Origin of the sequence: Streptosporangium sp. NPDC006930, assembly GCF_040635605.1 — a bacterium.
In the GTDB taxonomy this organism is placed as follows: domain Bacteria; phylum Actinomycetota; class Actinomycetes; order Streptosporangiales; family Streptosporangiaceae; genus Streptosporangium.
The window spans coordinates 18,228-30,883 of sequence record NZ_JBEYID010000028.1; the positions used below are offsets into that span (position 1 = coordinate 18,228).

13 protein-coding genes are annotated in these 12,656 nt (G+C 70.5%); 6 read left to right on the plus strand and 7 right to left on the minus strand.

Annotated elements, in window-relative coordinates; translation table 11 throughout:
• Positions 1–56 precede the first annotated feature (56 nt).
• From ABZ664_RS34400 to ABZ664_RS34420, 5 genes are read right to left on the minus strand one after another with little or no spacing between them, the layout of a single operon-like run.
• Entirely contained in the window at positions 57–938 is an 882-nt protein-coding gene (locus ABZ664_RS34400) for a CoA-transferase (RefSeq protein ID WP_362519708.1), read from the minus strand.
• Positions 935–2,521, minus strand: a complete 1,587-nt coding sequence (locus tag ABZ664_RS34405; protein ID WP_362519711.1) for an AMP-binding protein — start codon at positions 2,519–2,521, stop codon at positions 935–937. Before ABZ664_RS34405 ends, ABZ664_RS34400 begins: the two co-directional genes overlap by 4 nt.
• 13 nt (positions 2,522–2,534) lie before the next feature.
• Positions 2,535–3,314 (minus strand): alpha/beta hydrolase, encoded by a 780-nt coding sequence (locus tag ABZ664_RS34410; RefSeq protein ID WP_362519714.1) that lies wholly within the window; start codon positions 3,312–3,314, stop codon positions 2,535–2,537.
• Entirely contained in the window at positions 3,311–4,159 is an 849-nt protein-coding gene (locus tag ABZ664_RS34415) for an alpha/beta hydrolase (RefSeq protein ID WP_362519718.1), read from the minus strand. The genes ABZ664_RS34410 and ABZ664_RS34415 overlap by 4 nt, the downstream gene beginning before the upstream one ends.
• A gap of 6 nt (positions 4,160–4,165) precedes the next feature.
• On the minus strand, positions 4,166–5,050 hold the full coding sequence (locus ABZ664_RS34420) for a CoA-transferase (RefSeq protein WP_362519721.1): 885 nt from the start codon (positions 5,048–5,050) through the stop codon (positions 4,166–4,168).
• A 104-nt stretch (positions 5,051–5,154) separates the two neighbouring features.
• Here ABZ664_RS34420 and ABZ664_RS34425 point away from each other — a divergent pair, with 104 nt between their 5' ends.
• From ABZ664_RS34425 to ABZ664_RS34450, 6 genes are all read left to right on the plus strand, one after another.
• Positions 5,155–6,045: a DUF6282 family protein gene (locus ABZ664_RS34425; protein ID WP_362519724.1), complete on the plus strand. Its 891-nt coding sequence runs from the start codon at positions 5,155–5,157 to the stop codon at positions 6,043–6,045.
• A gap of 57 nt (positions 6,046–6,102) precedes the next feature.
• A complete protein-coding gene (locus ABZ664_RS34430) occupies positions 6,103–7,032 on the plus strand; it encodes a hypothetical protein (protein WP_362519727.1) in 930 nt (309 codons plus the stop codon).
• Entirely contained in the window at positions 7,029–7,796 is a 768-nt protein-coding gene (locus ABZ664_RS34435) for an aldolase/citrate lyase family protein (RefSeq protein ID WP_362519730.1), read from the plus strand. Before ABZ664_RS34430 ends, ABZ664_RS34435 begins: the two co-directional genes overlap by 4 nt.
• Positions 7,793–8,203 carry a lipocalin-like domain-containing protein gene (locus ABZ664_RS34440; RefSeq protein ID WP_362519733.1) on the plus strand — a complete coding sequence of 137 codons (411 nt, stop codon included), beginning with the start codon at positions 7,793–7,795 and terminating at the stop codon, positions 8,201–8,203. Before ABZ664_RS34435 ends, ABZ664_RS34440 begins: the two co-directional genes overlap by 4 nt.
• Positions 8,200–9,072: an amidohydrolase family protein gene (locus ABZ664_RS34445; protein ID WP_362519736.1), complete on the plus strand. Its 873-nt coding sequence runs from the start codon at positions 8,200–8,202 to the stop codon at positions 9,070–9,072. Before ABZ664_RS34440 ends, ABZ664_RS34445 begins: the two co-directional genes overlap by 4 nt.
• A 92-nt stretch (positions 9,073–9,164) precedes the next feature.
• On the plus strand, positions 9,165–10,034 hold the full coding sequence (locus ABZ664_RS34450; RefSeq protein WP_362519739.1) for an amidohydrolase family protein: 870 nt from the start codon (positions 9,165–9,167) through the stop codon (positions 10,032–10,034).
• A gap of 47 nt (positions 10,035–10,081) precedes the next feature.
• On the opposite strand, the gene ABZ664_RS34455 is transcribed toward ABZ664_RS34450, so the two are convergent.
• Positions 10,082–10,969: an SDR family oxidoreductase gene (locus ABZ664_RS34455; RefSeq protein ID WP_362519741.1), complete on the minus strand. Its 888-nt coding sequence runs from the start codon at positions 10,967–10,969 to the stop codon at positions 10,082–10,084.
• Between the two features lie 17 nt (positions 10,970–10,986).
• Entirely contained in the window at positions 10,987–12,543 is a 1,557-nt protein-coding gene (locus ABZ664_RS34460) for an ABC transporter substrate-binding protein (protein ID WP_362519744.1), read from the minus strand.
• Between the last annotated feature and the right edge of the window lie 113 nt (positions 12,544–12,656).

Genomic DNA, 12,656 nt, shown 5'->3' on the forward strand with positions numbered 1-12,656 from the left:
GCCGGAGGCCCGGGGTCCGGTTCAGCGGAGCGTCTGCCGGAGGCCCGGGGGCCGGCTCAGCGGAACGTCTGCTGGAGACCCAGGAGGCGCCGGGCGCCCAGCTTGTCCAGATACTCCTGGTGATCATTGATCGAGAAGACGTACTTCTCCAGATATTCCTTGGTCCGGTCCTGGGCGGCGAGGTCCCGGTACTCCACCAGCTGTTCCCGGTCGTAGGCGTAGTGCCCCGGCGAGGACAGCGGGTGCGAGCCGTAGGGCGCGTGCGCGACGCTGTCGACGATCGCGCCGGGGATGGACACCAGGCGCGGATCCGGGGCCGGGGCGTACTCGTCCAGAATCTCGTCCGAGCTGATGACGACGTGGTCGCACGCCTTCGCCATCACGTCCTCGAACCGCCGCTGGCCGAAGACCTGCGCGTTGCCCTTACGGTCGGTGACCTGCGCGTGGAACAGCCCGTAGTCGGCGCGCAGGGCGGGGATGGTGGTCACGGTCTTTCCGGTGTACGGGTCGGTCGTGGACCGGATGTCCTTGTTGACCTTGGGCAGGTCGGTCCCCTCGTAGAGCGCGGGCAGCGGCAGGAACGGCAGCCGGCTGGCTCCGGCCCGGAACCCGTAGACGATGTAGGCCTCGTCCGCCTCGACGATCTCGATCGACCGGCTCTCCGCGGCGCGGCGGTAGTTCGGCGCCATGCCGAGGAACTCCAGCCCCACGTAGGAGACGTGCAGCCGCCGGACGCAACCGGCGGCGATCAGCATGTCCACCGGCGGGCCGCCGCTCGGCGTCGGAATCAGCTCCAGATCCTTGACCCCGCGCCGGATCAGCGCGTTCACCAGCGCCATCGGGCTGTTGTGGGAGTGCACGCCGCCCAGCGCGATCGTGGCTCCGTCGGGGATGCCGGCGACCGCCTCCTCGGGGGTCGTCACCTTGTTCGCGCTCATCGCCTGAACTCCTTAACCGGACCGGTGTCGCCACCGGTCGTCACCTCGCCGAGCAGGCGCACCTCGGTGACGCGCTTCAGCTCGGCTCTCCTGATCTTGCCGCCCTCGTCGACCGGCAGGTCGGTCACGAACTCCACCTCGCGGGGCCGCTTGTAGCCGGCGAGCCGTTCCGCGCAGTAGTCGAGGACCTGCTGCTCCGTCAGCTCCTCACCCGGCGCCCGCTGCACCAGCGCCTTGACCGACTCGCCGAACCGCTCGTGCGGCACCCCGATCACCGCGGCGCGGGCGACGCCGGGGCAGGCCTGCAGTACCGCCTCGACCTCGCCGGCGTACACGTTCTGCGCCCCAGACCGGATGACGCCCTGCGCCCGGTCGGCGAGATAGATGTAGCCGCGCTCGTCCCGCCAGGCCATGTCGCCGAGCCGGAGCCAGCCGTCCTTGAGCACCGCGCGGGTCACCTCCGGCTGGCTCCAGTAGCCGGAGAACACGCTGGTCGCGCGGATCCGCATCTCGCCGGTCTCCCGTACGGCCACCTCGCGGTCCTCCGCGTCGAAGATCTTGACGTCGGCGAACGCGGCCGGTCTGCCCACCGGGACGATGGAGGCGGCCTCGGTGCGCAGGAAGTTGCGGTGGTCGTCCGGGGTGAGCAACGCCACGAAACCACCCGCCTCCGTCGCCCCGAACGCGTGGTAGAACTCCAGGTCCAGCGCCTGTGCCAGGGACCGGATCAGGCTCCAGGACACCGACGCGCCGCCGTACCCCACCAGCTTGAGCGCGCCCGCGCGGTGGAGGTCGAGGTCGGGCAGCGCCCGGACCAGGTCGACCAGCATGGTCGGCACCAGGAAGGCGTGCTCGACCCCGAACCTGTCGATGTCGTCGACGAACGCGGCCGGGTCGAAGCGCCGGCGCAGCAGCAGCGGGACGCCGAGGTAGGCGGTGGTCGTCACGAAGGACGCGCCGACCCCTAACGTCAGCGGCACCGAGATCCAGGTCGGGCCGCCGCGCGGCACGTTGACCTCGCACAGGTAGTTGGCCGTGCTGGCGAGCTGCTGGTCGTGCGTGGCCATGCAGCCCTTGGACGCGCCGGTGGTGCCGCTGGTGTAGCGCAGCGAGCGCAGGTCGCCGCCGGTGCCGGTCTCGGGCACGTCGCCCGGGTCACCCGAGGCGACGAGGCTCACGAACGATCCTTGGTCGTCGTCGCCCAGGCCGATGGTGTAGACGCCGCGGATGCCCGGCACCCCTCTCGCGGCCTCGACCGCGGCGGGGGTGTCGCAGATGACGAGGGACGCGCCAGAGTGGGTGAGGATCCTGGCGATCTCGGGTGCGGTGAACCGGGTGTTGATCCCCACGGTGATCAGGTTCGCCTTCCACGAGCCGTGGAAGGCCGTCACGATGTGGTGGCAGTTGGACATCACCAGCGCGACCCTCTCCTGCGCGCGGTATCCGAGCCCGATCAGCGCGTTGGCCAACCGGTTGGTCTCGATGTCCAGCTCGGCCCAGGACAGCTGGGCCTGGTCACAGATGACTGCGGGCAGCGGGCCGCGTCGTACCGCGTTCTGCCGCAGGAGGTTCTCGATTCGCATGGGTGTCCGTTCGTCAGCGGCCGAGTGCCCGCTCGACCAGGTCGGCGATGAGGTCGGGGCGCTCGATGTGGACGTTGTGTCCCGCGTCGGGCAGCACGGTGACCGGATGCCCGAGCACCTCGGCCATGTCCGCCGGGTCGATGCCGGGATCGTGGTCGCCGCAGGCCAGTTCGACCGGGCAGGTCACCTTGAGCATGCGCGCGGCCAGTTCGGGGCCGGTGGCCGGGGCGGCCCTGGTGATACCGGGATCGGCGGAGAGCGCGTAGCCGCCGTCGCGGGCCGTTACCCCACCGGCGCGGTCCTCGTCGGTGAACGCGGGTCCTCGCAGACCCGATATCCGCCCGAACAGCTCGCGGGCCTCTTTCTCCTCGGGGAGGATCCGGATCGGCCGGTCGGCCAGCGCGGACCGCCTGGCCAGTTCCTCCTCGGTCCAGGCGACCTTCATCGCGATCACCGCCAGGGACTCGACCGTGACGCCGTGGGTCCCGTCCGCGATGGTCATCCCGACCAGCCCGCCGAGCGAGTGACCGACGACGTTCAGCGACGCGTTCTCGCCCAGGAGGCCGACAAGCGCGGCGGACACCGCGTCGGCGTACCCCTCGGGCGAGTAGTCCTCGCGATGGCCCGAGCGGCCGTGCCCCGGCAGGTCGGCGACGAGCCACCGGTATCGGGTCCCGCTCTCGCGCAGCCGCTCCAGCACCGGTTTCCAGACGGCTCCCGAGGCGCCGGAGCCGTGCAGGAAGAGCACCGCGGGGCCGTCGTCGCCGCCGGACTCAAGGTGGAGGTCGCTCATCGTGCCTCCGCCTTCGTCCGCGCGAGGAACCCGAGCGCCACCTCGACGAACTCCTCCGAGCGCTCGATCTGCGGATAGTGACCGCTGCCGTCGATCGTCTCGGTCCGCGCGTACGGGATCTGCGCCGCGAGTTCCTGCCAGGTCGGCGGCGGCACCAGCCGGTCGTGCTGCCCTCGGACGAGACAGGTGGGCACGGTGATGCCCCCGTAGTCGCGGGCGGGCGGGCGAACATGCGGCCGTCGCTCGCCGCCGTCACGTCCCGGTGCGCGCAGACCGCCCGCCGCGGCGGTCTCCCACGCCCCGGGAACCATGCAGTACTCGTGGCGGCGGCGCAGGTAGTCTTCGCTGTCCCTCCAGCGCGGGTCGTGGAAGAGGACGTCCATCGACGGGCGCAGGCCGTCGAGCGTGCCGTCGAAGTCCTCGAGCACGGCGCGGGCCTCGGCCGCCGGGGCGGCCAGACCGGTGCCCACCACGACCATCGACCGGATCGGCCACTCGGGTGACGGCCGGTTGGCGATGTCGAGCAGCAGCCGCCCGCTGAGGGACGTACCGATGAAGTCCGCGGAGTCGACGCGCAGGGTGCGCAGCACGCCGGCGACCTGCCGTCGCATGAGCCGGCGCTGGCCGCCGAAGTCGCGCAGTTTGTCGCTGTGCCCGAAGCCGACGAAGTCGAGCGCCAGCACGCGATGGCGCTCGGCGAGCGCCGGGATGCAGTTCTCCCAGGCGAGCTGTGCCGAGGCGCCGTACTCGCCGCCGTGCAGGAGGATCAGCGCAGGACCGTCCCCGGCCTCCAGATAGTGGGTCGTGCAGCCGTCGACGACAACGTGGCGATCGTGGAAGCTCATGGGTGCTCAGGCCACGGACGGGTAGCGGCGCAGCACCCCGTCACGGTCGACCTGGGTCCGGAGCAGGGTGAGCTCCTCGTCGCTGGGCGCGCCGACGGTCTGCACGTCGTCGGCGATCAGCAGCTCGAATCCGGTCGCGGCCTGGATCTTCTCGATGCTGCTCCACGGGTGCACCTTGATCAGGCGCATCCGCTTGCTCTCCGGCTCGAAGTCGAACACGCCCAGGGGGGTGAACACCCGCCGGGGCCCGTCGGACTCCGGACGGAAGACCTTGGAGCGGGCGTCGCCGCCGTCGAGCCAGCCCGCGCCACTGATGAAGTCGACCTTGTCGACGAAGATCTTCGGCGTGTGGTGCTGGGTGTAGATGTAGCTGGTCTTGAAGCCGCCGAGGAAGATCAGGCCGATGGTGCCCGGCCCGCGCACCTTCGGCTTGTCCCAGTCGCCGATCATGGCCATGTTCAGGTTTCCGTGCTTGTCGATCTGCATTCCGCCGAGGAACGCGAAGTCGAAGCGCATCGCCGTCTCGAAGTCCACGACGTCGTCGAGACTGAAGTGGTATTCGCTGGTCACGAGGTTGCGGTAGTCGGCGGAAGACTCGGTCAACCGCTGGATCTTCGGGTTCATCGCGCCGCTGCCCCCGCAGAAGAAGGACAGGTTGGGCGCGTGCGTGAGCTGCGCCAGGCGCAGTCCGGCGGCGGGAATGTGCGATGCGGCGCCCACGGAGCCGAAGGCCCCGTCGGCCATCTCGTGCGAAATGGAGATCGCCATCATCTCCGCCCAGGTATAGGTCGCCTCCGGCACATGGCCCCCAATCGGGTTTGAGCGACAGCGCAGGTCGTCGCGCTGGAACATCTCGCCGGGACAAGTGCTTGTCAGAACAGCGAGTCGCATTTATCGTACAGTAAGTCCGTAATTTGTAACAATGCTATCGTGGTGGTGTTTCTGTCAAGGGTCGCCATGCCCTCGTCGGTGGCTACCGCGCAGGAGGGACAACGATGACCCCACCCGCGATCGAGCGAGTCCTGCACGGCCTCGTCGACCTGCACTGCCACTCCGGCCCCAACCCGCTGCCGCGCAGGTTCGACCACGTCCAGGCCGCCGAGGACGGCGCGCGGCTGGGCATGCGCGCCTTCCTGGCGAAGTCCCACCACCACAACACGGTGATGGACCTCCTCGCGATGGGCGACCGGCTGAAAGGCGTGAGCACCGCCGTCTACGGCGGCATCGCGCTGAACAACCAGGTCGGCGGCATCAACCCGCACGCGGTGGAGATGTGCCTGCGGATGGGCGGGCGGTGCGTCTGGTTTCCCACCATCTCCTCCGGCGCGCACGTCGACCACCACAACTCCGGCGGCGGCTTCCCCAAACCGACGATCCCCCTCACCACCACCCAGGTCGACGTACGCGGCCCGGACGGCGAGCTCATCCCCGAGGTCGGTCAGGTCATCTCGGTCGTCGCCGAGACCGGCGCGCTGCTCTCCGCCGGGCACATGGCACCCGACGACATCAGGGAGGTCTTCACCGCCGCGCGCGACGCCGGAGTCCGGCGGCTGGTGGTCAGCCATCCGAACTTCGTGATCGGCTCCGACCCGGCGCAGTGCCGGGAGTTCGTCATGCTCGGCGCCTACATCGAGCATGAGACCAGCATGTACGACCCCGAGGTGGCGAACGTGCGGTGGGGTCCGGAAGTGCTGATGGACTGGATCGAGCGGGTCGGGCCCGAACACACCGTGCTCGCCTCCGACCTCGGCCAGGTCGGCCGCCCGATGCCGGTCGACTCCTTCATCCGGGTCGGGTCCGCGCTGCTCGACCTCGGGCTGCCGGAGAAGGACCTGCGGCAGATAGTCCGCGTCAACCCCTCGTACCTGCTCGGCCTGGACGACTGACAGTCCGCACCCCTCGTACCTGCTCGGCCTGGACGACTGACTGTAAGGACGAACCACATGTACGGCCCCAACGACCCTCGCGCCGCGCTCAACACGGCGCCGGCCACGACGAATCCGAACGACCCCATCGCCGCGCTCGCCACCTACGAGTTCCTCGCGCTGCCGCCCGACGAGGTCACCGAGCTCGGCAGCAAGACCTGGTACGTCCGCGGCCAGAACTTCGTGCTCGCCTTCACCCGCCTGGTCCCCGGCGACGCGCTCCGCCGCGACGCGTCCGCGCAGCGGGAGGAGTACGTCGTCGTCCTCCCCCACGACGACATCACGATCGACGTGACGGCCGGCGCGGAAAGCCGGACGGTGACCGGGAGCGGCGTGGTCATCGTGCCACCCGGCGACAGCGAGCTCACCGCGCACGGCGACGCCGACCTGGTCCGCCTGTTCGACGTCCGCACCACCGACCTCCTCGCACGCTGCGGCAACGCCTCGGAGTACGCCGAGCCCCACCCGCGCGTCGCCCTGCTGGAGCCGTGGCCGGAGCCGCCCGCCGGCCACCGCCTGCGCGTCTACCGCAACGCCGACTTCCCGCTGCGACCCGGCCGGTTCGGCCGCATCTTCCGGTCCAGCGCCTTCATGGTCAACTTCGGGGATCCCAAGGACGGCCCGCGCGACCCCGATCGGCTCTCCCCCCATCACCACGACGACTTCGAGCAGTGCTCACTCACCGTCGCCGGTGACTACATCCACCATGTCCGGACGCCCTGGACGTCGAAGCGTTCCCAGTGGCGCGCCGACGAGCACGCGGCCGTCGGCAGCCCCGCCGTCGCGATCATCCCGCCGCCCACCGTGCACACCAGCCAGGCGGTCGGCGACGGCGTGCACATGCTCATCGACATCTTCAGCCCGCCGCGTGCCGACTTCTCCGCCAAGGCCGGATGGGTGCTCAACGCCGACGAGTACCCGGCCCCCGACCACATCACGACCGCATGACGTTCTTCGCGACAGCCTCCGCGCAGACGCCGAGGCTGGGTACCTGGATCAAGCTGGCGACCGTCGAGAGCGTCGACATCATGGCCGACGCCGGATTCGACTTCGTGGTGATCGACCTCGAACACTCCCCCATCGACCTCACCCTCGCCGCCCGGATGATCAGCGCCGCCTCGGCGTACGGCGTCGATCCCCTGGTACGCGTGCCCGACCATCAGGCCGGCACCATCCAGCGGGTCCTCGACGCCGGCGCCCGGGGCATCCTCGCCCCCCGCGTCGACTCGGTCGCCGACGCCGAGCGGGTGGTGGCGGCCACCCGCTTCCCGCCCCTCGGCAGGAGGGGGGCGGGCGGCACCAGCCGCGCGGGCAGGTGGGGGCTGATGTCCAGAGACGAGTACGTCCGGGGCGGCAACGAGGACGTCGTCTGCGTCCCCCAGTTGGAGAGCCCCGCGGCGATCGACGCCGCCGCCGGCATTCTCGCCGTGCCGGGGGTCGACGCGGTGTTCCTGGGCGCCGGCGACCTCTCCCTCGCGCTCGGGGTCCGCATGAACGATCCCGTGGTCAAGGAGTCGCTCGACCGGGCGCGGGCCGCGGCCGCCGCGGCGGGCAAGCCCTGCGGCGCGGCGTGTGTGGACGCGTCGTCGGCCGTCGGGACCGCCGCCCTCGGCCACCAGTTCCTCATCATGGGCAACGACGCCACCATGCTCGCCCGCACGGCCCACTCCATGACGCGGGCGTTCCGGGAGCAGATGGGCGCGGCCTCATGATCGTCGGAACCTGGCGGCTGGTCGACTACGTCATGGAGGGCGAGCCCGACGACGGCGCGCGCTCCCTCGGGGACGAACCGCTCGGCCTGCTCATCTACGGCCCCGACGGCTACATGTCGGTGCAGTACATGGCCGGAGACCGCCCGCTGCTGCGGACGGAGAACTGGCGCTGGACCACCGACGAGGAGAAGCTCGCCGCCGTACGGACCTTCGGCGCGTACGCCGGACGCTACGAATGGTCCGGCGACCGCGTCATCCACCAGGTCGAGACCGCCGTCTACCCCAACTGGATCGGCGCCACCCTGGTCCGCCTCGCCGTCGTGGACGGTGACCGGCTCACCCTGCGCGCCGAGCGAACCCCCGGCAGGCCGCCCACCCCCATCCTCACCTGGGAGCGCATCCGATGACCCCCACCCTGATCGACGCACACGCGCACCTGGTGACCAACGACCCGGCCTACCCGTTCAACCCGCCCGGCGGCTCGGTCAGCGACGCCGTACGCGACGATCCGATGACCGCGGAACGGCTGCTCGCCGCGATGCGCGACCATGAGCTGTCGGGTGCGGTCGCCGTCCAGCGCGCCCACGTGTTCGGCTACGACAACAGCTATGTGGTGGACTCGGCGGCCCGGCACCCCGGCAGGCTCGCCGCCATGTGCGTCCTCGACGCGCAGGCCCCGGACGCGGCGCGGACCGTACGCCACTGGGCGGAGCGCGGCGCCGCGGCCGTTCGCCTCACCTCGCCGGGCGGAAACCAGCACGGTGGCACCCCCGGAACCGAGTGGTTCGCCGGCGAACGGGCGCGCGAGGTGTGGCGGCAGGCGAGCGAACTCGGCCTGTCGATGTGCCTGCACATCTACCGATGGAACCGCGACGAGAGCCTGCGCGCGCTCGCCGCGGTGGCCCGCGAGTTCCCGGGCACACCGGTCGTGCTCGACCACATCGCGAGTGTCGAGACGGATCGCCCCGCGCCCTACCCGGGGGCCGACGAGCTGCTCGCGCTCGCCGACCTGCCGCAGGTCCACGTCAAGGTGACGACGCTCAACTTCGCCAGGATCATCGCCGCGGGCGGCGCGCCGTCGGTCGTGGTCGAATGGCTCGTCTCCCGGTTCGGCGCGGAGCGGGTGCTGTGGGGCTCGGACGTCACCCAGACCGCCGGCGCCTACGCGGACATGGTCGGGATCGCCCGCGAGTCGGTCTCCGGCCTGTCCGCCGGGGACGCCGCCCTGGTCCTCGGCGGGACGGCGGCCTCGCTCTACCGGATCGCGACGCCATGACGGGTGACGGTCTGTCGGAAGGTGGGGCGGCTCGTCGCGACGCCGTGACGGGCGACAGCCTGTCTGAGAGCGGGGTGCCTCGTCATGACGCCGTGACGGGTGACGGTCTGCCCGAGGGCGGGATGCCTCGTGGCGACGCCGTGGCGGGCGACGGTCTGCCGGAAAGCGGGGCGCCTCTTGTGGACACCCATGTTCACCTGTTCACCCGCGCGCTACCTCTCGCGGCGCGGGCCTGGACCCGGCCCGAGGGGGAGCTGACGGCGGACACGTTCGTGTCGATGATGGACGAGCACGGCGTCGGCTACGGTGTGCTGTCGGCGATGAGCCTGCTCGGCGACCTGAACGACTACACGATCGAGGCGTTGCGGGCGCACGAGCGACTGCGCGGGACCGTCATCGTCGAGCCCACCGTCGATCGACACGTCCTGGACCGGATGAAGTCCGACGGCGTGGTGGGCGTCAGATTCCAGTGGCGACGGCTCGCCGACCTGCCGGATCTCACCGACCCGGCGTACCGGCGGCTGCTGTTCCGGGTCGCGGACCTCGACTGGCACGTCGAGCTGAACATCGAGGGCGACCGGTTGCCGCCGGTGCTGGAGCGGCTGACCGCCTCGGGGGTGAAGGTCGTCGTGGACCATTTCGGCGACCCGGACCGGGTCGCCGGCTACGCGGGCGCCGGCGGTGCGGCGCTCCTGCGCGCCCTCGACACCGGCAGGGTGTGGGTGAAGTTGTCCGCGGGCTACCGCTTCGACGTCGGCCAGGACACGCTGGCCGGTCACGCGGCGACCCTGATCGGGGCCGCCGGACCGGAACACGTCTTCTGGGGGAGCGACGCCCCGTTCGTCGGCGCCCGGCATCCGGTCACCTACCGTGACGCCGTCGACTCCTTCGCGCGGCTCGTCCCCGATCCCGCGTTCCGCAGGCGGATCTCGCTCGCCTCGCACGCCTTCTACTTCGGCTGAGTACGCGCGTCGAGCCGTCCCAGCCAGGCTGGGACGGCTCTCGCAGGTCACTTCGGGGGCGGCAGGTGGCTCTGCAGGTGCTCGGAGAACCCGGCGAAGTCGGCGGCGAGTTGCTCCGCGCTCCACCCGCCGTCGCGATGCGTGACGAACGCCTCCTTCGGGTGCGCCCAGATCGCGAACCTGTCGCCGCCGAAGCCGATGTACTGCCCGGTGACGCCGGCCGCCTCGTCCGAGGCGAGGTAGACGACGAGCGGCGCCACGTCCTCGACCTTGCCGATGCCGCGCCGACGCAGGTCGGTGGGGACCGGGCCGCCCGCCTCGACCGCGGCGACGACCTCGGTCAGCGCCGGGATGGTCGCGGCCATCCTGGTCAGCGCGGTGGGCACGATCGCGTTCACGGTCACGCCCAGCTTCGCCGTCTCGGTCGACCACACCCGCACCATGGCGATGATGGCCGCCTTGGACGCGGCGTACGCCGTCTGTCCGAAGCCGCCGTACTGGCCGGCGGGTGAGCCGACCAGGATCAGCCGGCCACCGCCGCCCTGTTCGCGGAACCGGCGCACCGCGGCGCGACCGCAGGTGAAGGTGCCACGTACGTGGCTGTCCACCACGAGGTCGAACTCCTCGTCCGTGACCTTGGCCAGCGTACGGTCGCGCAGCGCGCCGGCGTTCGTGCACATCACGTCCAGGCGGCCGAACTCCGAGACGGCCCGCTGGACCAGTGCGTCGGCCGACTCCGCGGTGCCGACGGCGCACACCTCGGCGACGGCACGCCCACCGGCGGCGTTGATCGCCTCGACGGTCTCCTTGGCGACGTCGGCGTCGATGTCGTTGACCACCACGGCGGCACCGGCCGCGCCCAGCGCCTCGGCGTACGCGCGGCCGAGGCCACGCCCTGAGCCGGTGACTACGGCCACCTTGTCGTTGAGCCGCATGGGCTTTCCTCTCCCTATCAGTTGCTGATCTTCACCGAGTTGTAGTGGTAGTCACCGACCACCGGTACGTCGAGGCCGGTCACCCCCTTGCGGAAGGCCGCCACGTAGGTCACGCCGCACACCGGGATCACCGGAGGCCCGGCCGCCACGACGTCCTTGATGATCTGGTGCATCGGCGCCGCACGCTCCGTGACGTCGTCGCTGGCCCGCGCCTTCGCCAGCAGTTCGCCGATCCCGTCCTGGGAGAAGCCGCCCGGGTTGTACGCGCCGCCCTTCGTGTAGAAGTCCGCGACGAACTGGCTCGGGTCGGGCCGACCGGCCTGTACCAGCGCCACCGTGGCGGTGAACTGGCCGGTCCGGCGAGCGGTGATCATCTGCTGGAATTCCAGGACCTTGATCGTGGCCTTGATCCCCACCTTCTGCAGCTGTGCCTGCAGCGCCTGGGCGAGAATCTGGTACGACGTGTTGGGGCCGACCTCCAGCGTTATCTCCATGCCGTTCGGCAGGCCGGCCTCGGCGAGGAGCTTCTTGGCCTTCTCCGGGTCGTAGTAGGAGGACACGTCGCTCAGCTCGGGCACGTGGGCCCAGAAGCCCTCCTGGTACGGCTGCACCGCCGAGACGCAGGCACCCTCGTACAGGTTCTTGCTGATCGCGTCGCGGTCGATGGCGTACATCAACGCCTGCCTCACCTTGGGGTTGTCGAGCCCCTTGACGGAGGTGTTCAGCAGGATTCCGTTGAAGGTGGTGTTGGGGCCCCTGACCACGGTCAGGCCGTCCGCCTCGGCCTCCTTGATCTGGCCGGGCGTGATCGAGGTGCCGTCGGCCTGCCCCGACTTCACCGCGCGCAGGCGGGTCGTCTCGTCGGAATAGACCGTCATCTCCAGGCCGCCGATGGTCGTCTCCGCGGCGTTCCAGTAGCCCTCGAACTTCTTGAAGGTGACCTTGCCCACCTGCAGCGTGTCGATCTCGAAGGCGCCGGTGCCGACCGGCTTGGTCGGCAGGTCCTCGGCGTCGAGCGCACCGGGCGCGACCACGATGCCGGCCTCACCGGCGAGCACATTGATCATGTAACCGGCCGGCTTGGAGAAGGTGAGCTTCACCTCGGACGGGCCGGTGACCTCGACCTTGTCGAGCGCCGACAGCGTCGTCACGAGCGCACCGCTCTTCTTGTACGCCTCCAGCGACGCCTTGACGGCCTCGGCGTTGAACTCCTCGCCGTTGTGGAACTTCACCCCTTCGCGCAGCTTGAGGGTGATCACCTTGTTCTCGTCGGAGAACGTCCACTCGGTCGCCAGACCCGGCCCGATCTCACCGGCCGCACTCCGGCGGACCAGGTGCTCGTAGACCACGTCGAGGAACACCGGGTCGAGCGGCGCGGCCTTGCGGGGATCGAAGGAGGTCGGGTTGCCCGGCACGGCCCACCGCAGGATGGCCGCATTGTCGAAAGCGCCGGAATCACCGGAAGCCCCGGAGGCGTTCGACGTCGGCTGGTCGGTCGTCCCGGCGCCACAGCCGGAGAGGGCGAGACCGGTGGCGAGAAATGCGCCGGCCGTTTTTACTGCTGCTCGTTTCACGGCTTATGCCTCCATATTTCAGAAGCGAGCTTGACTGGTATGACTGGCGACCCGCGGCGCTCTCCGACTCCGTCATCGACGTGCCGGCCCGCATCCCGCGTGTCCTGTGGTTC